Origin of the sequence: Microbacterium pratiae (assembly GCF_047302165.1) — a bacterium.
Lineage (GTDB): Bacteria > Actinomycetota > Actinomycetes > Actinomycetales > Microbacteriaceae > Microbacterium.
This window is the reverse complement of the sequence record NZ_CP154843.1, coordinates 1,111,572-1,136,168: the sequence shown is the minus strand read 5'-3', so window position 1 is coordinate 1,136,168 and position 24,597 is coordinate 1,111,572. Positions and strand designations below refer to the sequence as shown.

22 protein-coding genes, 1 pseudogene and 1 riboswitch are annotated in these 24,597 nt (G+C 70.7%); of the genes and pseudogenes, 5 read left to right on the top strand and 18 right to left on the bottom strand.

The window, feature by feature from the left end; all coding sequences use genetic code 11:
- Window positions 1-114: 114 nt before the first annotated feature.
- Complete coding sequence (locus tag AA0Y20_RS05320; RefSeq protein ID WP_412937897.1) at window positions 115-1,233, bottom strand: aspartate aminotransferase family protein; 1,119 nt, start codon at window positions 1,231-1,233, stop codon at window positions 115-117.
- Window positions 1,234-1,443: 210 nt separating this feature from the next.
- On the opposite strand from AA0Y20_RS05320, the gene AA0Y20_RS05315 reads away from it, so the two are divergent.
- The gene (locus AA0Y20_RS05315; RefSeq protein ID WP_412937896.1) at window positions 1,444-2,334 is read left to right on the top strand and encodes an aldo/keto reductase; all 891 of its coding nucleotides are present in this window, start codon (window positions 1,444-1,446) and stop codon (window positions 2,332-2,334) included.
- A gap of 74 nt (window positions 2,335-2,408) precedes the next feature.
- On the opposite strand, the gene AA0Y20_RS05310 is transcribed toward AA0Y20_RS05315, so the two are convergent.
- The gene (locus AA0Y20_RS05310; RefSeq protein WP_412937895.1) at window positions 2,409-2,729 is read right to left on the bottom strand and encodes a hypothetical protein; all 321 of its coding nucleotides are present in this window, start codon (window positions 2,727-2,729) and stop codon (window positions 2,409-2,411) included.
- A 49-nt stretch (window positions 2,730-2,778) separates the two neighbouring features.
- Here AA0Y20_RS05310 and AA0Y20_RS05305 point away from each other — a divergent pair, with 49 nt between their 5' ends.
- Window positions 2,779-3,363: a TetR/AcrR family transcriptional regulator gene (locus AA0Y20_RS05305; RefSeq protein ID WP_412937894.1), complete on the top strand. Its 585-nt coding sequence runs from the start codon at window positions 2,779-2,781 to the stop codon at window positions 3,361-3,363.
- Window positions 3,364-3,372: 9 nt separating this feature from the next.
- On the opposite strand, the gene AA0Y20_RS05300 is transcribed toward AA0Y20_RS05305, so the two are convergent.
- From AA0Y20_RS05300 to thiM, 14 genes and pseudogenes are all read right to left on the bottom strand, one after another.
- A complete protein-coding gene (locus tag AA0Y20_RS05300; protein ID WP_412937893.1) occupies window positions 3,373-3,654 on the bottom strand; it encodes a hypothetical protein in 282 nt (93 codons plus the stop codon).
- A 56-nt stretch (window positions 3,655-3,710) separates the two neighbouring features.
- A complete protein-coding gene (locus AA0Y20_RS05295; RefSeq protein WP_412937892.1) occupies window positions 3,711-7,406 on the bottom strand; it encodes a proline dehydrogenase family protein in 3,696 nt (1,231 codons plus the stop codon).
- Between the two features lie 66 nt (window positions 7,407-7,472).
- Window positions 7,473-8,033 carry an acyl-CoA thioesterase gene (locus tag AA0Y20_RS05290; protein ID WP_412937891.1) on the bottom strand — a complete coding sequence of 187 codons (561 nt, stop codon included), beginning with the start codon at window positions 8,031-8,033 and terminating at the stop codon, window positions 7,473-7,475.
- Between the two features lie 169 nt (window positions 8,034-8,202).
- Window positions 8,203-9,744 (bottom strand): alpha-N-arabinofuranosidase, encoded by a 1,542-nt coding sequence (locus AA0Y20_RS05285; protein ID WP_413332163.1) that lies wholly within the window; start codon window positions 9,742-9,744, stop codon window positions 8,203-8,205.
- A gap of 73 nt (window positions 9,745-9,817) precedes the next feature.
- Window positions 9,818-10,735, bottom strand: a complete 918-nt coding sequence (locus AA0Y20_RS05280; protein ID WP_412937889.1) for a carbohydrate ABC transporter permease — start codon at window positions 10,733-10,735, stop codon at window positions 9,818-9,820.
- Window positions 10,732-11,703, bottom strand: a complete 972-nt coding sequence (locus AA0Y20_RS05275; RefSeq protein WP_412937888.1) for a carbohydrate ABC transporter permease — start codon at window positions 11,701-11,703, stop codon at window positions 10,732-10,734. The genes AA0Y20_RS05280 and AA0Y20_RS05275 overlap by 4 nt, the downstream gene beginning before the upstream one ends.
- Window positions 11,700-13,031 (bottom strand): extracellular solute-binding protein, encoded by a 1,332-nt coding sequence (locus tag AA0Y20_RS05270; RefSeq protein WP_412937887.1) that lies wholly within the window; start codon window positions 13,029-13,031, stop codon window positions 11,700-11,702. Before AA0Y20_RS05270 ends, AA0Y20_RS05275 begins: the two co-directional genes overlap by 4 nt.
- Before the next feature lie 132 nt (window positions 13,032-13,163).
- Window positions 13,164-14,216 carry a LacI family DNA-binding transcriptional regulator gene (locus tag AA0Y20_RS05265; RefSeq protein ID WP_412937886.1) on the bottom strand — a complete coding sequence of 351 codons (1,053 nt, stop codon included), beginning with the start codon at window positions 14,214-14,216 and terminating at the stop codon, window positions 13,164-13,166.
- 58 nt (window positions 14,217-14,274) lie between these two features.
- Window positions 14,275-15,375, bottom strand: a complete 1,101-nt coding sequence (locus AA0Y20_RS05260; RefSeq protein ID WP_412937885.1) for an epoxide hydrolase family protein — start codon at window positions 15,373-15,375, stop codon at window positions 14,275-14,277.
- 94 nt (window positions 15,376-15,469) lie between these two features.
- Window positions 15,470-15,973, bottom strand: coding sequence for a CGNR zinc finger domain-containing protein (locus AA0Y20_RS05255; RefSeq protein ID WP_412937884.1), 504 nt, complete (start codon window positions 15,971-15,973; stop codon window positions 15,470-15,472).
- A gap of 129 nt (window positions 15,974-16,102) precedes the next feature.
- Window positions 16,103-16,540, bottom strand: a complete 438-nt coding sequence (locus AA0Y20_RS05250) for an RNA polymerase sigma factor (RefSeq protein WP_412939707.1) — start codon at window positions 16,538-16,540, stop codon at window positions 16,103-16,105.
- Window positions 16,438-17,823 (bottom strand): annotated as a pseudogene (locus tag AA0Y20_RS05245) (bifunctional hydroxymethylpyrimidine kinase/phosphomethylpyrimidine kinase); the annotation flags it as partial. The pseudogene AA0Y20_RS05245 and the gene AA0Y20_RS05250, both read right to left, overlap by 103 nt.
- A 23-nt stretch (window positions 17,824-17,846) precedes the next feature.
- Complete coding sequence (gene thiE, locus AA0Y20_RS05240) at window positions 17,847-18,527, bottom strand: thiamine phosphate synthase (protein ID WP_412937883.1); 681 nt, start codon at window positions 18,525-18,527, stop codon at window positions 17,847-17,849.
- On the bottom strand, window positions 18,524-19,342 hold the full coding sequence (gene thiM, locus AA0Y20_RS05235; RefSeq protein ID WP_412937882.1) for a hydroxyethylthiazole kinase: 819 nt from the start codon (window positions 19,340-19,342) through the stop codon (window positions 18,524-18,526). Before thiM ends, thiE begins: the two co-directional genes overlap by 4 nt.
- Window positions 19,333-19,429, bottom strand: a riboswitch (TPP riboswitch). It overlaps the preceding gene by 10 nt.
- Window positions 19,430-19,546: 117 nt before the next feature.
- Between thiM and AA0Y20_RS05230 the strand changes: the two genes are divergently transcribed.
- The 3 genes from AA0Y20_RS05230 (at window position 19,547) to AA0Y20_RS05220 (ending at window position 22,702) form a co-directional block, all read left to right on the top strand.
- A complete protein-coding gene (locus AA0Y20_RS05230) occupies window positions 19,547-20,569 on the top strand; it encodes a hypothetical protein (protein WP_412937881.1) in 1,023 nt (340 codons plus the stop codon).
- Window positions 20,570-20,631: 62 nt separating this feature from the next.
- Window positions 20,632-21,138, top strand: coding sequence for a GNAT family N-acetyltransferase (locus tag AA0Y20_RS05225; RefSeq protein WP_094261138.1), 507 nt, complete (start codon window positions 20,632-20,634; stop codon window positions 21,136-21,138).
- Window positions 21,139-21,256: 118 nt separating this feature from the next.
- A complete protein-coding gene (locus AA0Y20_RS05220; protein WP_412937880.1) occupies window positions 21,257-22,702 on the top strand; it encodes an HNH endonuclease in 1,446 nt (481 codons plus the stop codon).
- An 81-nt stretch (window positions 22,703-22,783) separates the two neighbouring features.
- Here the strand turns inward: AA0Y20_RS05220 and AA0Y20_RS05215 are convergent, their stop codons facing one another.
- Window positions 22,784-23,713 (bottom strand): cytochrome b/b6 domain-containing protein, encoded by a 930-nt coding sequence (locus AA0Y20_RS05215; protein WP_412937879.1) that lies wholly within the window; start codon window positions 23,711-23,713, stop codon window positions 22,784-22,786.
- A gap of 9 nt (window positions 23,714-23,722) precedes the next feature.
- Window positions 23,723-24,499, bottom strand: coding sequence for an enoyl-CoA hydratase-related protein (locus AA0Y20_RS05210; protein ID WP_412937878.1), 777 nt, complete (start codon window positions 24,497-24,499; stop codon window positions 23,723-23,725).
- Window positions 24,500-24,597: the final 98 nt, after the last annotated feature.

Genomic DNA, 24,597 nt, shown 5'->3' with positions numbered 1-24,597 from the left:
ACACCTGTCGGAGCCGTGGGGCGGGTGTCGCTCACCGAGCACCGCGAGCCATCACCAGCACCGCCGGTCCTGCAGATGTATCGCGATGTGACCCGGGGGGGGCAGGCGCGGGGGTCAGGCGGTGAGGACGACGCGCAGCTGCTCGACCACCCAGTCGAGCTCGGTCGCACGAATGACGAGCGGCGGAGACAGCACGACCGTCGTCTCGCCGACCACGTCGACGAGGACACCGCGCGCGACGAGGCGCCGGGCGACCTCCGCGGCCGTCATCACGGCCGGGTCGACGTCGATGCCCGCCCAGACTCCCGCGGAGCGCACGGCGACGGCCCCTGCCCCCGCGAGCACCTCGATCCGGCCGGCGAGGTGTTCGGCGAGCGCACGGGCCCGGGTCTGCAGCTCGCCTGCCTCGAGCATCTCGACCACGCGGTGCGCGAGGGCGCTCGCGAGCGGAGAGGGGGATGCCGCACCGGGGGCGGCGTCGAGCAGCGCACGGCTCCCGACGACGGCGGCGACGGGAACGATGCCTCCGCCGAGGGCCGGGCCGAGCACGCGGAGATCGGGCGCCTCCCCGTCCCCGGCGAGCGCGACGGTGTCTCCGAGCCGGCCGAGCCCGCTGCGCGTCTCGTCGAGGATCAGCGCGACCCCGCGGTCGGCGCACGCCTGCCGCGCGCCCTCGAGGTACCCCGCGGGTGCGGCGATGACTCCCGCTGCGACCTGCACGGGCTCGAGGACGACGGCGGCGACCGTGTCGTCGAGCGCCGCGGCGAGCGCGTCGATGTCGCCGAACGGCACCGTGACAGCACCCGACGCCGCGAGCTCGGGGTGCGAGCCCGCCGCGACCACGACGGTCGTCCGGGGCGCCGCGCCGAGTGCCGCCTCGACGGCGGCGCGAAGAGCGTCGGGCCCGGTGGCGGCCGGCAGCACCGCCTCGGCGCCGATCAGCGCGGCGAGGGCATCAGCGAAGCCGTCGGCGCGGTCGTCCGCGACGACGGCGCTCGAGGCGGTCAACCGTCCGAGCTGCTCCGTCGCGACGGCGAGCAGGGCGGGATGCCGGTGCCCGAAGGTGAGCGCCGGGTCGGCGGTGAGGTCGAGGTAGCGACGCCCCTCGACGTCCGTCACCCACGCGCCCTCGCCCGTTGCGGCCATGACCGGCAGCAGGGGCCGCCTCCCGGCCAGGGCATGCGCCCTCGTCTCACCGCCGTCGGGCATCGGGTGGTTGTCGGCGATCGTCATTCGAGCTCCTGGCGTTCGGCGGTCGCGCACACGGCGGCGGGTCGCCGGGTGGCCGGCATCCATTCTCCCCCGAGTGCCCATCGGACCCCGCTGGGAACGTCGGCCCGATCGCGAGGTGAGTGGCCCCGGGCGATTGCGCAAGGTGCTGCCGGATCCTGGCGGCGGCTGCCAGGCTGGGTTCACACCACCGCGAATCGTCGAAGGAGACCCATGCAGCAGCGCACCCTCGGACCGTTCACCGTCTCGGCCATCGGCCTGGGCGGAATGCCCGTCTCGATGAACAACGACAAGCAGATCCCCGACCGCGCCGACGCGGTCGCCACGGTTCACGCCGCCCTCGACGCGGGCGTCACTCTGCTCGACACGGCCGACATCTACGCCCCGAGCTGGGACACGATGGGCCACAACGAGGAGATCATGGCCGAGGCCCTGGCCACCTGGGGCGGCGATCGGTCTCAGATCATCGTCGCGACGAAGGGCGGGATCACCCGCAGCGAGGGCGAGACGTGGGGCCGGGACGGCTCGATCGACTACCTCAGGAAGGCGGTGGAGGCCTCGCTCCGCGCGCTCCGGGTCGACGTCATCGACCTCTACCAGTACCACCGACCCGACCGCTGGATGGTCTACGGCGAGGTCATGGAGAACCTCAAGACGCTGCAGCAGGAGGGCAAGATCCGCGCGGTCGGCATCTCGAACGCGAGCGTCGAGGAGATCGAGATCGCCGAGCAGGTGCTGGGCGAGGGCAACCTCGCGAGCGTGCAGAACGAGTTCTCGCCGCGGCATCCGGGCAGCTACGACGAGCTGCGGCACTGCGCCGACCGCGGCATCGCGTTCCTCCCCTGGAGCCCGCTGGGCGGCACGGGCGGCGGGGCCCGATCGATCGGCGACCGCTTCGCCGTCTTCGGCGAGGTCGCGCGCGCCCACGACGTCAGCCCGCAGCAGGTCGTGCTGGCCTGGGAGCTCGGACTGGGCGACACCGTCATCCCCATCCCGGGAGCCCGACGGGCCGAGTCGATCATCGACAGTGCGAAGGCCGTCGACCTCGAGCTCTCGGGCGACGAGCACGCACGCCTGTCACACTCGGTCGGCATCGACGCCTGACCCGGCGCACACCCCTCGCGGCCCGCTCCCGGTTCTCCCGGGGCGGGCCGCCGCGCGTCCGGCGGAATAGTGGCTCAGGCGGACAGTGGGTGCTCGCCGACGACGACGTCCGCGTTCATCGGGATGGGTCCGTGGATGCGGGGGCGCCCGTCGACCCTCGTGACCGCGACGCCGTTGCGGGCGAGGCCGTCGATGCTGCAGTCGATCCGCAGCAGCGGCAGTCGCACATCCGCGTAGACGGCCGCGACGACTGCGGCGACGTCGGCAGGGTCGCAGGCGTGGATGTACTCACCGGGCTCCCACGGCACGCCGCGCGTCGCGACCTCGTACTCGCCGAACTTGCGACTCATCCCCCAGTCGTCGGCGATCGCGATGTGACAGACGATCTCGTCCATGGCTCCTCCTTAATGAAACGTCACCGTATCATTCTGGTAGCCTGTCGGCATGACCGCGCCCTCGACCTCGACCGCGACCGCGAATCGACCGAACGGGCGCCGCGGCCGGCCGCCCGCCCACGAGCAGGCCGCGCGCGACGACCGCATCGTCGCCGTGGCCGCGCGGCTGTTCGTCGAGGCCGGGTTCCACGCCGCTTCGCTCGACGCGATCGCCCACGAGGCAGGCGTGACCAAGCGCACCATCTACGACCGGATCGGCGACAAGTCGTCGCTCCTCCGCGCCGCCGTGACCGACGTCCACGACTACCTCGGCATCACCGCGCGCGACCTGCGTCACGCCTGCATGCTGATCGCGACCGCGCTCTTCGCCGACCGGGCCATCGGCCTGCACCGCGCGGCCGTGGCCGTCGCTCTCGACGACCCCGCGATCTCACGGGCGTTCTACGATGCCGGCCCCCTCGCGGCCCAGCGCTACCTCGCCGCTCATCTGGACGGCGACGAGCGCCGCGCCGCGCACCTGTTCGCGGGACTCCTCGGCGAGCCGCACCGTCGACGCCTCCTCGGGCTCGATCCCGAGCCGACGTCTTCGGCGCTCGATGCCCACGTCACCGAGGTGCTCGACGCCTTCTCCTGAGAACCGCGCTCAGCGAGAGGCGACGGCGGAGGCCGACTCGAGCCGGTCGAGCGCGGCCGCGGCCCGGGCGGCGGCAGAACGTCGCAGGATGCCGTGCACGAGCAGCACCGCACCCGCGCCGACGCCCACGAGCACCGGCAGGCTGAGCGACGGCGAGAACGCCAGCGCGATGACCGCGATGGCGAGCCCCACCGCCCCGAGCCCGATGAACATGGCCCCGAGGAGCGACTCGCGCTCGATCGACAGGCGGGCGAGGATCAGGGTGGGCGCGGCGGCTGCGTCATCCGTCATCCCGCCACGCTACCGAGACGGCACCGCCGCAGCCACTCGCGACCGCCCGCACCGATTCAGATGACCGCCTCGGACCAGTCGTCGGGGTTGCCGAAGCGGTGCGCCGTGATCGTGATCGACTGCTCGTGCACGAACGGCAGCAGCTCGATGCGCCCCGCCGTCGTGACCTCGTCGGCGTAGACGGCGACATCCGGATCGCCCTCGGTGGCTCCCCCGACGGCGCTCCGCAGCTCGGCCACCGCGTCACGCGACCCGACCAGGCGGATGCGGCCGGGGCGACGATCCGCCGCGGCGATACGCTGCAGCCACTCGCCGTCCGTCTCGACCGACACCGAGATGTCCACGTCGCCGAGCGCACGTCGCACCTCAGCGGGAAGACCCACCGGCGAGCTCAACGTCACCCCCGACCCGGCTCGCACGGCCGCCACGATCACGCGGAGCACCGCCTGCCAGGTCGCATCCGATGCCGCTCTCACCGCGACGTCGACCGGGCGGTACCGGAAGAGGTTCCGCTCGACGCCCAGGCCCGAGACGTCGCGCACCTGACCGAACTCGCGGTCCCAGGCGACGGCATCCGAGAGTGCGCCCCGCCGCAGCCATTCGAACGACTCGTAGTCGAGCGTGGGCTGGGCCGACTCGATGATCGTCGTGATGCGCGAGTCGAGACCGCGCAGGTGCAGCGTGCTGGACGCCGACCCGCTCGAGGCGCGCCAGGAACCGAGACCGATCAGGTAGTTCGGTCCCCCGGCCTTCGTGCCCGCGCCCACCGACGACCGCTTCCAGCCGCCGAAGGGCTGGCGCTGGACGATGGCGCCCGTGATGCCGCGGTTGACGTACAGGTTGCCGGCCTCGACCCGGTCGAGCCACGTCGCGAGGTCGGCGGCATCCTGCGTGTGAAGGCCCGCGGTCAGGCCGTAGGCGACCGCGTTCTGAAGCTCGATCGCGTCCTCGAGCGTGCGGGCGTGCATGACGCCGAGCACCGGCCCGAAGAACTCCTCGAGATGCGTCCGCGACCCGGGGCTCACCCCGACCTTGACGCCCGGAGACCAGAAGCGGCCCGCGGTGTCGTCACCGAGGTCGAGACGACGCGGCTCTACGAGCCATCGCTCGCCGTCGTCGAGAGAGGTGAGCGCCCATTCGAGCTTGCCCTGCGGCGGCTCGATCACGGGCCCGACCTCGCTGCGCGGGTCGGTCGGCGGGCCGACACGCAGCGAACGCGTGGCATCGACGAGCTGGCGGGCGAACCGCTTCGACCGCCCCACCGGCCCGACGAGGATGGCGAGCGACGCGGCGGAGCACTTCTGTCCCGCATGGCCGAACGCGCTCTTGATCAGGTCGGCGGCCGCCAGGTCGAGGTCGGCCGACGGCATGACGATGATCGCGTTCTTGCCGCTCGTCTCGGCCAGCAGCGGCAGCTCGGGCCGCCACGACCGGAACAGCGACGCGGTCTCCCACGAGCCCGTCAGGATGACGCGGTCGACCGACGGGTGAGTGATGAGGCGTCGGCCCAGATCGCCTTCGTCGATGTCGACGAGCATGAGGAGATCACGGGGCACTCCGGCATCCCAGAGCGCCTCCGCCACGACGGCCGCGCACCGCCGGGCCTGCGGAGCGGGCTTGAAGACGACTCCCGATCCGGCCGCGAGGGCTGCCAGCACGCCGCCGGCGGGGATCGCGAGCGGGAAGTTCCACGGCGGGGTGACCACCGTCACCGACGCCGGCTGGAACACGGCACCGCTCACGCGGTCGAGCTCGCGCGCCGTCGCCGCATAGTAGGCGGCGAAGTCGACCGCTTCGCTGACCTCGACGTCTGCTTCGGCGAGCACCTTGCCCGTCTCGGACGCCGCGACCTCGATCAGCTCGACCCGGCGCGACTCGAGCGCGCGCGAGGCCGCGAGCAGAACGGCGCTGCGATCGGCGGCGGCCAGGGCGCCCCACGAGGATGCGGCCGAGCCGACGCGCGCCACGATCTCGTCGAGCGTCTCGGCGTCGTCGACCCGGGCCGCGGCGATCGTCTCGTCACCGGCCGTGCTGCCGGCGATGCGCGAGAGGATGCCTCGGGCCCACTCCCGGTTGACCGCGAGCGCGGGGTCGGAGTCGGGCGTGTTGGCGAATCCCGGCGCGCCGAGCGCGGGGGCCCGACGGGTCTCACGCGGCGCGTACACCGCCGTCTCGACGAAGCGCTCACCGCCGAACAGGACATCGTCGTGCTCGCCGAGGGCCGTCGTGTCGTCCGAGCGCCCCGCGGCGTCGGCGATGCCCAGCACGGCCTGCGTGAGACCGTCCTCACCCTCGGCGGGGTCGCGTGTGATGCGCTGCGGCGCGATGGGCCGCAGCGCCAGGGTGCGGTCCTGCGTGCGGTTGGGGCCGCTCGGCAGGGCGGGGTCGGCTGCGCGTTCGAGGGAAGCGAGGAACCGGTCGCGTTCGCGGTCGAACAGGCTCGCATCGGTGGCGAGGTCGAATGCGGCCGAGAGGAAGTTCTCGCTCGAGGCGTTCTCCTCGAGCCGACGGACGAGGTAGCTGATGGCGACGTCGAACTCGTCGGGCCGGACGACCGGCACGTAGAGCAGCACGTGGCCGACGTCTCGCGTCACCGCCGCCACCTGGCCCTGAGCCATGCCGAGGAGCATCTCGATCTCGATGTCCTCTCGCACTCCGCGCTCGCCGGCGAGCAGCCAGGCGTACGCGATGTCGAACAGGTTGTGGCCGGCGACGCCGAGGCGCACCGCCGCGCTGCGCTCGGGCCGGAGGGCGCGGTCGAGGCAGCGGAGGTACATCGCGTCGGCGTCGAGCTTGCTCGCGTGGGTCGCCAGCGGCCAGCCGTGGATCGTGGCGTCGACCCGCTCCATGGCGAGGTTCGCGCCCTTGACCAGCCGCACCTTGATGCGGCTTCCGCCCGCGCTGACGCGGGCCTGCGCCCAGGCCGTCAGTTCGTCGAGCGCGTCGGCGGCGTCGGGCAGGTATGCCTGCAGCACGATGCCGGCTTCGAGCCCCCGCAGCCGCTCGTCCTCGAGGATGCGAGTGAAGACGGCGATCGTGAGGTCGAGGTCTCGGTACTCCTCCATGTCGAGGTTGATGAAGGTGCCGTCCTCTGCCGCGCTCAGATACAGCGGAAGCAGGCGTTCGACGACGTCGGCGACGACTTCGTCGAACGCCCACATCGAGATGCGGCTGACGATCGCCGACACCTTGACCGAGACGTAGTCGACGTCGGATCGGCGGATCAGCTCGTGGATGCCCTCGAGCCGTCGCCGGGCCTCGTCCTCGCCGAGCACCGCCTCGCCGAGGAGGTTGAGGTTGAGGCGGGCCCCGGACTCGCGGATGCGGGCGATGGCGGGACCCAGCTTGTGCGGCCGCGCGTCGACGACGAGGTGTCCGACCATCTCACGCAGGGCCGTGCGGGCGATCGGCACGACGGGGGTCGGGAGCACCGGGGCGACGGCACCGCCGACGCGCACAGCGCCGCGCAGGTACCAGGGAAGGAACTCCGGCACGAGCGGCGCGACGTGGTGCAGGCGGGTCGCCGCCGCGGTCACGCTCTCGGGACGCATCACGCCGTCGACGAAGCCGATCGTGAACGGCAGCCCGTTCGGATCGCGCAGCACGCCGGCGAGGCGCTGAGCCGCGGCATCCGCGGGGAAGTCCGCCGACGTGTGCACCCAGGTGCGGGCCAGTTCCACCGCCTGCTGGGCGAGGGGATCGTCGGCGGGGAAGCCCGGCGGGGTGGTGCCGGACGATGCGGTGTCGGACATGCCGTCAGCCTATGTCTCGGACACCCTCCCGGCGCGGCGCCTCGCCCGGGCTCAGAAGCCCACGGGTCACTCCCAGACGCTGGGCGCCTCGGCGCGCGTCGACGGCAGAGCGGTCGCCGCAGCCCACTCGGTCATCCAGGGCTCGAGCTGGGGCAGGTCGTCGCGACGTCCGAGCACGGCGAACAGCTCGTCGAGGGGCACGATGCCGCCGGAACGCCGCAGGAACCGCGACCGCACGAGCATCTCGGCGTACACCTCGCCGCGGACGACCGCGCGATGCACCATGTACACCGACTTGTCGTCGTGCCCGTGCAGCCGCGTCTCGATCGTGAAGCGCTGCCAGAGGTTCAGCGACTTCCGGAAGGTGATCGTGCTGCTCGCGACGACGCCGTACCAGCCCTTCTCCTGGAAGGTGTCCCAGATGCCGTTGCGCACCAGCAGGTCGAACCGCCCCAGGTCGAACAGCGAGGCGTACCGGCCGTTGTTCATGTGTCCGAGCAGGTCGATGTCGGTGGGCAGCGTACGCAGCCGCACCCGGCCGACCGCCATGAGCGGCCGCGGGCCGTTCCTGCGCAGCTGTCGCTTCGCTCGCCAGATCGTCAGCAGGGTCCGGAGCCACACGTTCACGAGGGCCGACGCTATCGGACACCCCATGCCGCCACCCGCATCCGTTGTGCACCTCCCACAACCTGCGCGCCCGCCGACGTGCACGAGCGGAGAATCGCGCGAACATCGGAGGATCTCGCGGGATCCGTCCGACGTACGCGCGATTCTCCGACGTGCGCGCGGCGCGCGGTCAGGCGCGCGCGGTGTCGAGCACGATCACCGCCCACGACAGCGCGGGCAGGGTCGCTCGCAGCACGCCCTCGTCGAGGCCGACGCCAGGCAGGGGCACGAGGCCGACGGCATCCTGGTCCTGCTCGGTGTTCGCCGATAGCCGGTCTCCGCCCTCGGGCACCGTCAGCACTTCGGCCGACACGACGCTCGACGCGCCCAACCCGCGCAGCTCGAGCGACACCTCCGTCTCGGAGTCGAGAGACCGGTTCGCGACGAAGAGAGCGACGCGACCGGTCGACTCGTCCCAGGTGGCGGCAGCGTCGACGACATCCACATCGCCGAACTTCGCCGTCGGGGTCTGGTCGGAGTCGATCGCGAGCCGGAGCACGCGGCCCTGGGCGAGCTGCGACATGCGGGCGAACGGCCAGAAGATCGACTGACGCCACGCCGGACCACCCTCCTCCGACCGGATCGGGGCGATGACGTTGACCAGCTGCGCCTGATTGGCGATGCGCACGCGGTCGCCGTGCCGCAGCAGGCTGTGCAGGAATGTCCCGACCACGACGGCGTCGGTGACGTTGTACGTGTCCTCGATGAGACGCGGGTGGGCGCGCCACTCCTTCGACGCCGAGACGATGTGCGGCTGGTCCTCGGTGTCGAGGCCCCGCTGGTACCAGACGTTCCACTTGTCGAACGAGATGTCGACCTGCTTGCGGTGCTTTCCGGCGGCCTTGACGGCGTCGATCGTCGAGACGACGCCGTCGATGAAGGCGTCCATGTCGACGGCCTCGGCGAGGAAGGATGCCGCATCCCCCTCGTCCTCCTGGTAATAGGCGTGCATCGAGATGTAGTCGACCTCGTCGTAGGCGTGCGTGAGCACGGTGTGCTCCCACGTGCCGAAGGTCGGCATCTGCCGATTCGACGAGCCCACCGCGACGAGCTCGATGTCGGGGTCGACCAGACGCATCGCCTTCGCCGTCTCCTGCGCGAGCCGGCCGTACTCGTGCGCGGTCTTGTGACCGATCTGCCACGGGCCGTCGAGCTCGTTGCCGAGGCACCACAGCCGGATGTCGAACGGGTCTGCGGCACCGTTGCGGCGACGCAGGTCCGACCAGTACGTGCCGCCGGCGTGGTTGGCGTACTCGACGAGCGCCCGCGCCTCGTCGACACCGCGCGTACCGAGGTTCACCGCCTCCATGACCTCGACCTCGGCCTCGCGGGCCCAGTCGACGAACTCGTGGAGCCCGAACGCGTTGGTCTCGACGGTGTGCCAGGCGCCGTCGAGTCGGTGCGGCCGGTCGGCCACGGGACCGACGCCGTCCTCCCAGTTGTAGCCCGAGACGAAGTTGCCGCCGGGGTAGCGGACGACCGTGGCGCCGAGCTCCTTCACGAGCGAGAGGACGTCGCGCCGGAAGCCGCGTTCGTCGGCCTGCGGGTGGCCGGGCTCGTAGATGCCGGTGTAGACGCAGCGGCCCATGTGCTCGACGAACGAGCCGAAGAGGCGGCGCGGCACGTCGGCCACGGTGAAGTCGCGATCGAGGACGATGCGGGCGCGGGGCATGATGCTCCTGTTCTGTGCGGGGTGCGGGATGCGGGTGGGGATGTCGGGACGGTCGGCGGCGTGGCAGTGCCGGTCACTGACCGCCGAAGCCGGTCGTGGCGACGCCGCGGACGATCTGCTTCTGGAACACCAGGAAGACGATGATCAGCGGCACGGAGGCGAGCACCGCCTGGGCCATGACCTGCGCGTACTGCACGCCGTAGGCGCTGATGACGGTCTGGAGCCCGACCGGCAGGGTCATGAGGGTCGTGTCGTTGATGATGAGGAACGGCCACAGGAAGTTGTTCCACGCGCCGATGAACACGAAGATCGCGACGGCGCCGAGGATCGGCCGCGACAGCGGCACCACGATCGACCAGAACACCCGGAAGCGTCCGGCACCGTCGACGCGCGCGGCATCCTCGAGCTCGATCGGCACCTGGTCGAAGAACTTCTTGAGGATGAACACCATCGCCGGTGCGACGACCTGCGGCAGGATCAGGCCCCACGGGGTGTCGACGAGATTGAAGGCGAGCATCTCGTAGAACAGCGGGATGATCAGCACCTGCGGCGGGATGACGATCGAGGCGATCACCGCGCCGTACAGCAACTTCTTGCCGCGGAACTCCAGCCGCGAGAACGCGTATGCGGCGACGGCCGAGATCGCGACCGTCAGCAGGGTGATCACAGCGGAGGTCCAGAGGCTGTTCCCGGCCCAGATCCAGACGTTCCCCTGCGACAGGATCGAGGTGAACGCCTCGGCCGTGGGGCCGCTCTCGCCCACCCATCCGCCGGCGCCCGATGCGGCATCCGTCTCGGTCTTGAAGGCGGTGGCGACCGCCCACAGGAACGGCAGCAGCCAGCCGACCGCCATGAGGGCGAGGGCGACGAAGGCGACGACGTTGATCGCGCTGAACCGGCGCTCGCCGGGCTTGCGTCCCCGCGGGTCGGGAGCGACCCCGGGGGCGACGACGGCGCGCGTGGCCGTCGAGCTGGCGGTGGCGGCGCTCATGAGTGCTCCTTCCGGCGACGGGTGGCCAGGGCCTGGATGACGCCGATCAGAACGATGACGGCGAAGAAGACGTACGAGATGGCGGCCGAGTAGCCGAAGCGGTAGCCGACGAATCCGGACTCGTAGATGTACTGGACGATCGAGCGGGTGGTCTCGCTCGCGATGCCGCCGAGCATCTGATACGCCTGATCGAACAGCTTGAGCGAGGCCAGCACCTGAAGGATGACGATGAGCACGGTGACCTGGCCGAGCTGCGGGATCGTGATCGAGAAGAGCTTGCGCCACTCCCCCGCGCCGTCGATCGACGCGGCTTCGTACTGGGTCTCGGGGATGTTCTGCAACGCCGCGAGATACAGCAGGAAGTTGAACCCGATCGTCCACCACACCGTCGCGACGACGATCGCGAGCATGTTGGTGTCGGGGTTCTGCAGCCAGGCGATCGGCTCGAGCCCGAACGCCTCGAGGATGCCGTTGGCCGCGCCGATCTGCGGGTTGAAGATCCACACCCAGATCTGCGAGATCACGGTCGAGGCGAGCAGATACGGCATGAAGAACGACAGGCGCCACAGCCACTGCCCGGGCAGGCCGCGCTGCACGAGCAGCGCCATGACGAGAGCGAGAACGACGAGGGGCACGGTCGAGAGCACCGTGAACCAGGCCGTGTTGCCGAGCGACTGCCACATGACGGGGTCGCCAAGGGCCTCGACGTAGTTCGCGATGCCGATGAACGAGCCGCCGGCACCCGTCAGCGACTGGTCGGTGAAGCTGAGGTAGAGCCCATGCAGCAGCGGCCACACGAGGAAGAGCAGGAAGGCGGCGAGGAACGGCGCGAGGAAGGTCCAGGCGATGCGCTGCTCACCGCGGTCGCCGACGTGGCGGTGCCGCCCTGTGCTGTCGCCGGTGACGATCGTGCGCGTCGCCGCGGTGTCGGCGAGGCCGGCGCGGCCGGATCCGGTGTCGAGGGTCATGCGCGGGCTCCTTCCGGTGCGGCCGGGTTCGGCGTCTGCAGGCGCTGGTCCACGCCCGCGCGGAAGCGGGCGACCGCGGCCGCCGGATCGGCGCCCTGGAGCAGGACGTTCTGCACGGCGGCGCCGAAGTCGGCCTGGAACCGCGATCCCGAGCCGGTGAACCAGGCCGGCGGGTCGTAGCGGACGAGCTCGGCGGCCTCGGCGTAGTGCGCCTGCGGCAGCAGGTCGGCGTAGGCGGCGGACTGCGTCACGGGGAGATACGCGGGGATGTGGCCGGCGCCGGCCCAGTCGAACGACCCCTTCAGGATGTCGGCGACGAAGCGGTAGACGAGATCGCGGGTCTCCTCGTCGGGCGCGCTCTGATGGGGCAGCGTGAACGAGTGCGAGTCGGCGTAGACCGACGGGGTGCCGAACACGGCCGGGATGACCGCGGCGTCGATCGGCAGGTTCTGCTGCTGCATCGAGCGCAGCTCCCAGACACCGGTGAGGAAGAGCCCGCTGCGCCCGGTGGCGAACTCGGCGATCGCGCTCTGATAGTCGGCGCTGCGCGAGGCGATCTCGTCGTCGAGCAGCTGCTGCATGAAGCTGAGCGCCGCGACCGCGGCATCCTCGTCGATCTCGGCCTTGCCGCCCTCGGGAAGCTGGATCTCGAGCCCGTGCTGCGTGTAGAGCGTGTAGAAGAGGCGCCACATCTGCGCACCGTCGCCGAGGTAGCCGAATGACAGCCCGTGCGATTCCGACACCGCGGCCACCGCGCGTCCGAGCTCGAGGAAGTCTTCGGGCGAGGTGATCGGCAGCAGCTTGCCGTCGCTGTCGAGCACGCCCGCCTCGCCGCAGATGTCGGTGTTGTACATGAGGATGAACGGATGCGCGTCGAGCGCGACGCTGTAGAGGTCGTCGCCGATGAACCCCTTGCGCCAGATCGCGTCGGTGAAGGTGCTCGCGTCGACGCCGAGGTCGGCCAGACGCCCCGTGTCCCACGTGTCGAGCAGCCCGCCCGGCGCGTACCCGACGACGCGCGAGGCGTGCATGACCGAGACGTCCGGCGCCCGGCCGCCGGCGGCCGCCATCGCGAGCTTCGTGTAATACGGCTCGCCCCAGGCGAGCACCGTCGGACGGACGCGGTAGTCGGACTGCGCGGCGTTGACGCCGTCGATGAGGCCCGACATCGTCACCCCGTCGGCACCCGAGAGCAGGTGCCAGAACTGGAGCGTGCGAGCGTGGGCGCCGCCGGGCAACCCCGCGCATGAGGCGAGGAAGGCGGTTCCGGCGAGAGCGGCGGCTCCGGTGAGGAACCGGCGCCGACTGAGTTCGAGGGGTGGGGCCATCGGTCACTCCTTTGTGACGGCACGACATCGTGACAACCAAGGACCCTCACACTTTTACATCGATGTAATCAATGCGCAAGGAAAATGCCGGATGCTGCCCCCGATGGCATCCGGACCGCCGACGGCGACGCCTCACCGTCGCGCGGAGATGCCCCGGGGCGCCGCAGCCGTGCTGGCCCGGACGACGACGCGGTGCCCGATCGCGACCGCACGCACCGGGATGTCGCGTGCCGCGATGCGCTCCTCCAGGAGAGCGACGGTCGCGCGCGCGAACTCGTCGCGATCGAACGACACCGTCGTGAGCTCGGGCGTCGTGTACCTCGACTGCTCGATGTCGTCGAAGCCGCACACGAGCACGTCGTCGGGAACCCGGACGCCGGCTCCGGCGAGCGCGTGCAGCGCGCCCACCGCGATCGAGTCGGTGAAGCACAGGACGGCGTCGAAGTCGACCCGGCGCTCCAGCAGCGTCCGGACGCCGATCGCCCCCGCCTCGAGGTTCCAGGGCAACGCGTTGATCTCGCGACGCCGATCGTGCGCGAGACCGGCTTCGTCGAGCGCGTCGCGCATCCCGGCGAGGCGCAAGCGGCTCGTCGCCGTGGCGAGACCGGCCTGCTCGTCCCCGCCGATCGCAGCGATGCGTCGCGCACCCTGAGCCACCAGATGGGCGACGGCGTCGCGCGCCCCGGCGCGGCTGTCCACGAGGACCCGGTCGGTCACGTGCTGCTCGACCTCTCCGATCAGCACGACGGGCGGGAGGCGGTCGTCGCGGTCGACCACGCTGTCCTCGATGCGGATCGGATTGAGGACGACACCGTCGACGAGGTGCTGCCGCGCCCGCGAGACGAGGTCTTGCTCACGCTCGGGCTCGAGCGCCGTCTCCTCGATCTGAACCGCGAAACCGCGCCGATGCGCCGCATTGACGAGGTGATGCAGCATCTCGGCCGAGTACGCCGTCGCGAGATCCGGCAGCGCGATGGCGATCACGCCGGAGCGGCCGTTACGCAGGCCTCGAGCGCTCAGGTTGGGCACGAAGTCGAGCTCGCGCATGGCCGATTCCACGCGCTGCTGCGTCTCGGGACGGACGGCCGCGGTGCCCGTCAGCACGTTGGAGACCGTTTTCGCCGAGACTCCGGCGAGCGCCGCCACATCCTTCATGGTGGCTCGGCCGGACCGCTGCTTCGGCATGAGCACAGACTAGGGCGTGTCTGACAGTGCGTGCGCGCGCGGCACTTCGGCCTCGCCGTCACCGAGCTAGGAGGCCTGCGTGGTGCCGGATGGCCGCAGCAATCGCTGCTGGGTCTTCCCAAGCTGTGAAGTGACCGCTCCTCTCCAGACGCTCGAAGCACCGGATGTCGGTGTAGCTCTTCTCAGCGAGGGATTCGGGGTAGCCGGACTCGTGCGTGTTGACGAGGATGGACGCGGGCACGGAGATGATCGGGTGATCGTCGAAGTCGTCGGGCTCGGCGTAGCTGCGGAAGCTCGTGCCGATCGATCGCGTGTGCCAGTACAGCGAGACCACGTTCAGAACATCGTCATCGCTGAGATTCGAGAATTCGGTCGCGTGTCCGCCGTGACTCCAGGCTGCGATCTTCTCGGCGATCCAGGCGAGAAGGCCCAGTGGGGAGTCCAGCAACGCTGCAGCCAGAGTGTCGGGCCGGGTGCCTTGCTGGTGGGCATATCCGCTTTCGGCTGAGTTCCTCGTCTGAAGGAGGAACTCGCGTTCGGCGGTTGTCAGGACGGTCCCGGGCCTCGCTTGCGCGGAGAACGACGGGTGTGAGGCAACGATCCCTGCGACCGAGCCCGGATACAGCCCTGCGATCCAGTCTGCGACGGGCGCACCCATGTCTTCGCCGTAGACGATGTAGCGCTTGTGACCGAGGCCATCGACCATCAGGTGATGAAACGCTTCGGCGATACGGCGCGCACTGTACGGCTGCGTTGACGCCGGTGAATGACCGAACCCGGGAAGGGACGGCGCGATCACGGCATGCGCGCCGTTCAGAGCATCTGCCATCGGGAGAAGCTGCGCGTACGAGTACGGCCAGCCGTGTATGGCGAGCACGGGCAGAGCCTCCGCGTCACCGCGGCGATGAACGTAATGGATGGGCCCGATCTCGCTGGGATGGAAGCTGTGCTCCTCGCGGTTCAGCGCCTGCTCATAGGGGCGCCAGTCGTAGCCGGAGGACCATCTTTTCCGCAGCCGGTCGAGCACGAGCGACGGGATTCCCCGGGACCAATCTTCTCCCGGGGATTGATGTGGGAGTTCGGCGTCGTGAAGTCTTTGGCGCAGCCGCTCGAGGTCGGCTTGCGGGATGTCCATGAAGGGGTCGGCAAGGGTCGTCATATCCGCTCAGGTCCATCGATTCGACGGGAGGTGGGTCTTCTCGTGGTTTCCCACAAGGGTCTGGGGCTTTGCCCGCAAGCCTGCATGGCTGTCGTCATCGATTCGCTCTTTCCGCTCGGTGCCGGCGAACTCGCGCCCGCGTCGCGCATCGGGCGCAGCAGTACTCCTGGCCACCACCCTGCGAGTTGATGAATGGAGTCACACACGGCGCGCTGGCGCAGCGCTTGGTGCGACCGCGCACCCCCGACACGACCCCAGAGAGCAGCGGTTCCGCCATCTGCGCCCACAGCGCGCTGACGGCATCCGCGTGCTTCGAGCGATACCTCAAGCCGGCTTGATCGACCGACGGCGTCACCGCTCGATCCGCCATGACGCGGTTCAAGATCGCGTAGGCGTGGGTGTCGGTTCCGTCCAGCAGGATCGCCCCGATCGTGTCGCGCACCTGCCTCGCCGTGCCGACATCACGAACATCGCGGCTCGCCGGCGCCATCTCCCCGAGGATGCGGTGGAACCGGTCCAGATCCAGTTGCTCCGGCCACTCACCTTCGGGGCGCGTGGCCGCCAACTCGACAAGCGGTCGGATGAGGTCGTCTGGCATGACTCGACCGTAGCAGAGTGGTAACGGCTTGTGGGGACACGCACCGTTACATCATTCCGGAGGGCGCGGAGGTGACTCGTGGCGCCATGGACCAGCCCGCGGAGCCGTCCGCCCGCACTCTACGATCCGTCAGACGCGTTCAGTGTGGAGCAGCGTCTGCAGCAGTGATCGCGCCCTCGCGTGTCGGCTGCGCACCGTAGCGGTGTTCATTCCCAGGTGTTGCGCGACGTCCACCAGTGAGAAGCCGTCCCAATAGACGAGGCGGATGATCTCCTGATCGACCGCCTGGAGCCGTGTGATCGCAGCGCGGACATCGGCGGCATGATCCTGCTCCTCGGGAACGTTGCACGAGAGGAAGAAGACGTCGTGCGGTAGCCGGGCGAGACGACCGCCTACTGCACGACGGGGGCGTCGAAGAAGGCGAGCTCGTGGCGCATCGATCGCTCGAACGCGACGCTCATACGCTCGCGCTCGAGCGCCGAGGCGTCTGCGGCGGCCCGTTCCACGATGTCGATCGCTGCGCGCGTCGACGCCGCGAAGGAGGGATCGGCATACGTCGAAAGCCAGTCGCGATAGGGATGCTGCGCGTGCGCGGCCTGCGCGAATCGTCCACCCAGGTCGGAGTACAGCCAGAAGCACGGCAGCAGGGCGGCGACCAGTTCGCCGTACGAGCACCGAGCCGACGCCGCATGCAGATGGTCGGTGTACGCGAGCGTCGTGGGCGCCGGGGCTGCGGCATCCGCGTCGACCCGCGAGCGATGCAACTCGGACTCGACCGCGATCGCCGTGGCGGCGGCTTCCGCCCAGAACACCTGTTCGTCACTCCGCGGCGCGAGAGCGCTGGCGCGGGCGAGCACGCGGGCGTACTCCGACAGATAGAGCGCATCCTGTCGGAGGTACCACGAGAACACGGACTCGTCGAGGGTTCCCGTCCGTAGCTCGTCGACGAAGGCGCACTCGTCGACGGCTGCCCGGAGCGGAGCGGCATCGGACCACGCTCGCGCCGTCCACGACGCCGGCGACACCGACGCCGATGCAGATGCCGATGCCGGCGGCAGAAGGTGCGGGCGCAGCTCGTGCAGGTGGTCGACGGGTCCCGCGCCGCGCCCGACCTCGAGCGCCGCGCCCGCCGCGATCGCACCGGCCAACCACGCGGTCGCTCGCGGCAGAGCATCGGACCAGTCGACGCCGCTCGCGCCGAGAGTCGCCATGGCCGCCGACAGGGAGCATCCGGTGCCGTGCGTGTTGGTCGAGACGATGCGCCGCCGCGACACCTCTCCCGCCACGCCCTCCGGCGTCACGATGGCGTCGGGGCAATCACCGCCGTCGAGGTGCCCGCCCTTGACGAGAACGGTCGCACCCGACGAACGGGCGAACCGCAGCGCTTGGGCGAGCGCGTCGGGCCAGGTGCCCGCGACCGGCTCGTCCGCCAGCACCGCGAGCTCGGGCAGGTTCGGCGTCACGAGGTCGACACGCGCGCAGAGGGCACGGATCGCCGCCTCCGCCGCGTGATCGAGCAGGCGGTCCCCGCTCGTGGCGACCATGACGGGATCCAGCACGACGAGGTCGCCGCGTCGACGCGCGAGCCAGTCGTCGACGACCGCGATGAGCGGCTCGGAGTGCAGCATCCCGATCTTCACCGCATCGATCTCGACGTCGTCGCCCACAGCGTCGAGCTGCGCACGCAGAAAGTCAGCGGGCGGCACGTGCACCGCCCGCACACCGCAGGTGTTCTGCGCCACGAGAGCCGTCACGACGGCCATCCCGTAGCCGCCCATCGCGGCGATCGACTTCAGATCAGCCTGGATGCCGGCGCCGCCCGAGGGATCGGTGCCGGCGATGCTCAGCACGCGAGGCACGCATGCGCCCGCCGTCACCGCACCGCTCCGTCCGTCGCCGCGACGGCGTCACGGCCGGTCGCTGCGGCGAAAGCACGGGCCGCGGCGGCGGGATCCGCGGCGCCGCAGATCGCCGACACGACGGCGACCCCGGCCGCACCCGCACGGCGAAGCGGAGCGACGTCCTCGGCGACGATGCCACCGATCGCGACACAGCCCAGGGGCGTCGCCGCGGACAGCGCGGCGAACCCGTCGATGCCGAGAGCCGGGGGGTGATCGGGCTTCGTGGAGGTCGGCCGGATCACCCCGACACCGAGGTAGTCGAGGGTCCCGACCGGCATCTCATGAGCGGCCCGCAGGTGCGCCTCGGTGTTCGCCGTCCACCCGATGACGGCGTCCGACCCGAGGACACGCCGTGCGGTCGTGGGCGGGATGTCGTTCTGACCGAGGTGCACGCCGTCCACGCGCACGCCCGCGTCGAGGGCGGCGAGGACGACGTCGACACGGTCGTCGATGAGCAGCGGAACCCGCCCGGCGATCACCTCCGACAGCATCCGCGCCCGCCGGATCAGCTCCCTCGCCGTCACCCTCTTGTCTCGCAGCTGCACCACCGTCACCCCACCGTCGACGGCGGCGTCGACGATCGACGGCAACGCGTCGGCGTCGAGCCGGTCGTCGGTGACGAGGTGAAGCGCGAGGTCGACCCGCCGGGTCACCGCGTCGCCTTCGCGGACATGAGGCGCGTCTCGACCCGGGACGCGTCGAGACCGTCGGGGGTCAGCGCGGCGAGCGCATCGAGGAAGGCGACGGCGAACGAGCCGGGACCGGATGCGACGGACGCTGCGGTCTCGCTCGCCCGTTTGTGCACGACCGATGCGGCGACCGCCGCCGAGAAGGGCTCCACCACACCGAGGAAGGCGGCCATCGTCGCGCCGAGCGAACACCCTCCGCCGGTGACGCGTGTCAGCAGGGGGTCTCCCCCGTGCACTCGGGCGACACGGTCGCCGTCGGTGATGAGATCGACCGCGCCCGACACCGCGACGACCGCTCCGGTCCGGTGAGCGAGGGCGAGGGCCGCCGCGTGCACCGTGTCGGGAACGTCGAGACTGTCGACGCCGCGACCGCCGGAGCCGCTGCCGGCGACGGCCGCGACCTCGGAGGCGTTGCCGCGGATGATCGCGGGCCGGGCCGACACGAGCTCGGCCGCGAGCGCCGTCCGGACCGGAAGCGTCCCCACCGCGACCGGGTCGAGCACCCAGCGCCGCGTCACCCGGACGACTTCTCGCGCGCTGGCCTGCTGCTGCGGCGTGGGGGTTCCGAGGTTCAGCAGAACGCCGTCGGCGACTCCCGCGAAGACGCCCGCCTCGCCTTCGATGTCGACCATGGCGGGACTCGCGCCGAGCGCCAGCAACGCGTTCGCGGTGAACCCGGTGACGACGGAGTTGGTCACGCAGTGCGTCAGCGGAGCAGCATCCCGTAGCGCTCGGAGCGCCGCTTCCGGGCCTCGGACGGTGGGCACGACATCGCGCATCTCGACATCCCTTCGCCAGCATTGCACTGGAGCAGGTTCGACGGGTCTGATCTCAGCTCGCGGTCGCGGGCACCCCGTGTCGGGACCCGACCATAGCAGGCCGGTTTCCCCGCCGCGTTACGGTGACGCTTTTCTCCCGGGGCCGTGTGCGCGTAGGTTGCGAGTGAGCGCGCTCACGGGCCGGTGCGCGAGGGGGTGGGGGCCGTGCTGACAGCAGGCGTCGTACTGGTCTGCGCGTGCCTGGCGACCATCGCAGGACTGTTCTACCTGTTCGTGGTGCGGCCGAGCTGGCGCCGCCGCGGCGGTGTTCTGCGCTTCGGCATCGTCGGGACGCTGTCGGCGATGACGTCGAGCCTGCTGTATCTCGTGCACACGCAGACGGGCGACCCCGCCACACTCGTCATCAGCGACGTCGCGATGGTCCTGGGGCCGGGCCTGGTGTTCACCGGCCTGGGCTCGTTCACCGGCAGCGTCCTGACCCGCGCCGGCATCACCGCATCCCTCGCGGCCCTGGTCGGCGTCGTCTCCGCCGCTGTCGGGATGCCCGCCTCTCTCACCGCGAAGGTCCTGGTCGTGGCGGTCGTCTGCTGGCTGACGTCCGCGGCGGCGAGACACCCCGCGATCGCCGCACGGCGCGGGTCATGGCTGCTCGCTGTCGCGATGGCGGCGTACGGCCTCTTCTCCGCGGCCCGCGCCGTCGTCGGGCTCACAGCGGGGTGGGACTCGCCGTTCTACCTCTCGGCGATGTCGGTCGTGCCGACGACCGCCGCCGGAGCCGTGCTGGTCCTGCTGACCGGCACCGCACTGGTGATGATCCTGTCGGACCGGAGGGCGATCACGGCCGCGCAGCATCCGCCCGCCGGCGCGACGTTGGAAATCGGCCTCGGAGCGATGTGGTCGGTCACGCTGGACTCGTTCGACATCGTGCGCGCCGCGCTCGGCCCCGCCCGCGCGGACCGGATGAAGGAAGATCTGATCGCCGCGGTACGGACGCTCGCCCCCGAGGCGGCCCACGACGCACCGGACACGGCGACCCGCGCGCGCGTCGGGGGCGAGCAGGCGGCGGTCGAGGAGGCGCTCCGCGACAGCCTCGCCGCGGCGGGGTGGAGCCCGGGCGAGGTCAGCCTGCTCTCTGTCGAGGCCACGAGCGCCGACGTGGTGGCGGATGCCGCGGGCTGCCGAGGCGAGGACGGCATGGGCGACGACGTCGAGGTCGACGTGCGATGACCGGCTTCGCAACCCGCGTCCCCCGATTTCACGCCTTCGCCGGCCGCGCGTAGAGTCTGGCCATGGAAGCCGAACTGCAGACCGACATCGTCGTCCGTCCGGTGCGGGATGTCGACGCCGAAGCCCTCGGGCGCGTGCACGCCACCTGCTGGCACGAGACTTACGACCACCTCATCAGCACCGCCGCGCTCCAGAGCGTCTCGCCCCGCCGCCTCGCGGAGCTGTGGACCCACTGGGCTGCGCAGGGCGAGGACTTCCGGATGCACGCCGCGCTCGTCCGCGGCGAGATCGTCGGATTCGTGGGATCAGGCCCCGCCCGCGACCGCGACGCACCTCGCATGCGCGAGCTCTACTTCATCTACCTGCTCGACGCCTGGCACGGCACCGGCATCGGCCAGCGCCTGTTCGACGCGGCGGTCGAGAAGGATGAGGGCATCTACCTGTGGGTCGCGGAGGACAACCCCCGAGCGCACCGTTTCTACGAGCGCAACGGCTTCACGCTCGACGGCCAGACCCACACCGAGCCGTTCCTCGGCGAGACGCTGACCGAAGTCCGCTTCGTTCGCTGAGCAGGAATCGGCCGGGCCGCTCGGCCGCCCCTCCTCCCCCACGGTGAACTTCGACGAGCTATCGCCAGGCGAAGATATGTTCTAACTCAGTGTCGTACCCCACTGTCATGATGGGAACATGGCAGCGAATGGCGAGGGTGGCGAGGCAGGACGCGATGACGTCGTGCCCTCGCAGGCGCTCGCTTTCTCGCGGTATGCGAAGGCGCTCGAGCTCACCCATTCCGCCGATATCGCGCGGATACGGGCGTTGGCCGACCTCGGCCACGCCGCGTTGCGCGATGCGCGTCGTGACGGTGTGCGCGGCATGGCGTCGGACATGGAGCTGCGGTCGGTCGCGGCCGAAGCAGCGGGAATGGCGCGGCTCACGGACCGGCGGTTGCAGGGTGAGATCGATCACGCGATGACGGTCATCGACGACTACCCCGCGGTGTTCGAGGCGTGGGCGTCACGGCGGATCGAGCGCGGACACGTGGATGTGGTCGTGCGGGTCGGCACCGGGGTGCCGGCCGAGGTGCGGGGCGAATTCGAGGCGGCGGCGATCGGCGTGTGCGAGCGGGACGTGCCCTCACGGGTGCGAGGTTCGCTGGAAGCTCTCGCGGCCAGGCTGCATCCGCGGGACTTCACCGAGCGACACAAGACCGCGGCGGCGGAACGGTGCGTACGGGTATTCCATGGGACGGACGGGATGTCGAACCTCGTCGCGAACCTCCCGACCGTGATCGCCGCGGGAATGCTCGACCGGCTGACCCAGATGGGACAGTCCGTGAAGGACTCCCGGGTCGCGGGCGCTGGCGGGGCGGATGCCGCCGGGGTTGTCGGAGTGCACGCTGACGCGGTTGCCGGCGCGGCGGAAACGGACGCCGCGGGCGCGGATGCCGCACCGGATATCCGGACAATGGATCAACTGCGCGCGGACATCCTCGGTGACCTCGTGCTCGGAGGAGCGCCCGTCGTCGATCCGACCTACGGGGCCGACCGGGCCGGCGGGCTCGGCGCGATCCGCGCACGCGTGCAGGTCGCGGTTACCGCCGAGACCCTGACGGGCACGGATGAGCACCCCGCCGAGGCCATCGGGGCCGGGCTCATCGACGCCGGAACAGCACGACAGCTCGCGGGGCAGGTGTCGGAGTGGGGCCGGCTCTTCATCGACCCCGTCACCCGCACCCCGGTCGAGATCGACACCTACCGACCCACCGTGGCCATGAAGAAGCTGCTTGCCGCGAGAGACCAGCACTGCCGGTTCCCCGGATGCCGACGAGCCGCGATCCGCTGCGAACTCGACCACACCATCGACTACGCCCTCGGCGGCCACACCCACGTCAACAACCTCGCGCACCTCTGCCAGCGACACCACTCGATGAAGCAATTCACCAAATGGGAAGTCAGACAACTCGGCGGCGGAGTCCTGGAATGGACCTCACCCCGCGGCCGGGTCTACCGCGAAGACGTCCCGAAGCCCGCGGTCTGCTTCACGATCGACACGGGCGACGCCATCGACACGGCGAACCCACCACCGGCTCCTGCACCCGGTGGAGCCCCACCCGACGAACCGCCACCCTTCTGATCCGGGGCTGACTCCGGGTGCCCGAGAGGGCCGCAGTTTCGGAGTCCTCAGAGCGCGTGACGGCATCCCGCACCCACGCGGTCAGCGGCTGGTGGTCGTGCCGAACAGCTGCGCGACCGGTACGAGCACGGCGGGGCGAGCGGCGGCGCATGCCCCGACGATGACACCGAGCGACAGCACGAACAGCCAGAAGCCGGCCCAGTTGTCAGCGAAGGCCGCCGGGTCCGCCGACCCTTCCGCGGCATACATGTGATTGAGGTTGCGGAGCGCTCCCGTCGCCAGGACGAGAGCGACATGGGTCACGATGAAGACGACGAAGAAGAGCATCACCAGCACGTGCAGGCGGCGCGCCGACTCCCAGGGGAACAACCGGTTCAGACGCGCGTCACCCCGCGGCCAGAGAGTGCTGAGCCGCAGCCCAGTCGCCACCGCGAGCGGGGCCGCGACGAACACCGTCGTGGCGTAAGCGAGCTGCTGCAGGCTGTTGTAGTTGACCCAGCCGTTCTCGGTCGGCCAGTCGAGCGAGACGTACTGCAGCACCGCCGACGCCGCATTCGGCAGCACGTCCCAGCTCGTCGGGACGATCCGCATCCACTGCCCCGTCGCGAACAGCAGGATCACGAACGCCACCCCGTTGACGACCCAGACGACGTCGAGCGCCTGATGGAACCAGATCGTCAGGCTCGTCCGCCGCTTCGGCCGGCCGCGCGGCGACCAGAACACCCTCGGACGCTTCTCCCTGCGAACCTGCAGCCCCGACCGGATGATCAGCACCATCAGGAACGCGTTGAAGAAGTGCTGCCAGGCGAGCCACGCCGGAAACCCCACGGGTGCACCGGCGGGCAGCGGGTACGCCCCCGGGTACCGGTCGAGAAACCCGCGCACCGCATCGAGACCCAGCGCCCATCGGGCCGACACCACCGCCCCCGCAGCCGCGAGCACCAGCACCGCCCCGAGAACTAATACGATCACCGCCCGGCGACGCACGGCGGACCCGCGTTCGACCAGCACCGCGACGGGTCAGCGGTGCCGGAACTCGGGACTGCGCTTCTCGGCGAACGCCGCCATGCCTTCCTTCTGATCGTCGAGGGCGAACAGCGACGCGAAGAGCGTCCGCTCGAGGCGGAGCCCTTCGGCAGCGGTCGTCTCCTGCGAGGCACGCAGCGCCTGCTTGGCAGCGTAGGCGACCGGCAGAGACCGCGACGCGATCCGCTCAGCGACCGCACCGGCCTCGGCGAGCAGCTGATCGGCAGGCACGACGCGCGACACCAACCCGGCACGCTCGGCCTCCTCAGCCGGCATCCGCCGACCGGTCAGCACCAGCTCGGCCGCCTTATAGTACCCGATCGCACGCGCCAGGCGCTGGGTGCCCCCGATGCCCGGGATCACGCCCAGATCGATCTCGGGCTGCCCGAAGACCGCGGTATCGGCCGCCAGCACGATGTCGCACATCATCGCCAGCTCGCACCCGCCGCCGAGCGCGAACCCGGCGACCGCCGCGACGACGGGGGTGCGCACGCGCGCGAAATCCTCGAGCGCCGCGAACGGGTTGTCCATCGACATGTCTCGGGCGCTCTTGCCCGCCATCTCCTTGATGTCCGCACCCGCAGCGAACGCCCGCTCCGAGCCCGTCACGACGATCGCGCCGATCGACTCGTCGCGATCGAACGCCGTCGCCGCATCCGCGAGCTCGGCCACGAGCGTCGAGTTCAGGGCGTTCAGCGCCTCGGGTCGGTTCAGGGTCAGCCAGCCGACGCGCCCTCGCGTCTCGCTGACGATCGTCGTGTAGTCGCTCATACCCTCATCGTGCCACGCAGCCCGTCGGGCGTCTCCGGCCGGTTGCCGGGCATTCACATGCCGGACACGTGCGCGGAGTAGTCACGACACGCACCCGT

Coding starts and splice junctions, on each gene's coding strand:
- AA0Y20_RS05310 (WP_412937895.1), bottom strand. CDS start 2,729: ATGGACGAGATCGTCTGTCACATCGCGATCGCCGACGACTGGGGGATG.
- AA0Y20_RS05305 (WP_412937894.1), top strand. CDS start 2,779: ATGACCGCGCCCTCGACCTCGACCGCGACCGCGAATCGACCGAACGGG.
- AA0Y20_RS05300 (WP_412937893.1), bottom strand. CDS start 3,654: ATGACGGATGACGCAGCCGCCGCGCCCACCCTGATCCTCGCCCGCCTG.
- AA0Y20_RS05295 (WP_412937892.1), bottom strand. CDS start 7,406: ATGTCCGACACCGCATCGTCCGGCACCACCCCGCCGGGCTTCCCCGCC.
- AA0Y20_RS05275 (WP_412937888.1), bottom strand. CDS start 11,703: ATGACCCTCGACACCGGATCCGGCCGCGCCGGCCTCGCCGACACCGCG.
- AA0Y20_RS05220 (WP_412937880.1), top strand. CDS start 21,257: ATGGCAGCGAATGGCGAGGGTGGCGAGGCAGGACGCGATGACGTCGTG.
- AA0Y20_RS05265 (WP_412937886.1), bottom strand. CDS start 14,216: ATGCCGAAGCAGCGGTCCGGCCGAGCCACCATGAAGGATGTGGCGGCG.
- thiM (WP_412937882.1), bottom strand. CDS start 19,342: ATGCGCGATGTCGTGCCCACCGTCCGAGGCCCGGAAGCGGCGCTCCGA.
- AA0Y20_RS05280 (WP_412937889.1), bottom strand. CDS start 10,735: ATGAGCGCCGCCACCGCCAGCTCGACGGCCACGCGCGCCGTCGTCGCC.
- AA0Y20_RS05315 (WP_412937896.1), top strand. CDS start 1,444: ATGCAGCAGCGCACCCTCGGACCGTTCACCGTCTCGGCCATCGGCCTG.
- AA0Y20_RS05210 (WP_412937878.1), bottom strand. CDS start 24,499: ATGAGCGACTACACGACGATCGTCAGCGAGACGCGAGGGCGCGTCGGC.
- AA0Y20_RS05260 (WP_412937885.1), bottom strand. CDS start 15,375: ATGACGACCCTTGCCGACCCCTTCATGGACATCCCGCAAGCCGACCTC.
- AA0Y20_RS05255 (WP_412937884.1), bottom strand. CDS start 15,973: ATGCCAGACGACCTCATCCGACCGCTTGTCGAGTTGGCGGCCACGCGC.
- AA0Y20_RS05320 (WP_412937897.1), bottom strand. CDS start 1,233: ATGACGATCGCCGACAACCACCCGATGCCCGACGGCGGTGAGACGAGG.
- AA0Y20_RS05270 (WP_412937887.1), bottom strand. CDS start 13,031: ATGGCCCCACCCCTCGAACTCAGTCGGCGCCGGTTCCTCACCGGAGCC.
- AA0Y20_RS05285 (WP_413332163.1), bottom strand. CDS start 9,744: ATGCCCCGCGCCCGCATCGTCCTCGATCGCGACTTCACCGTGGCCGAC.
- AA0Y20_RS05225 (WP_094261138.1), top strand. CDS start 20,632: ATGGAAGCCGAACTGCAGACCGACATCGTCGTCCGTCCGGTGCGGGAT.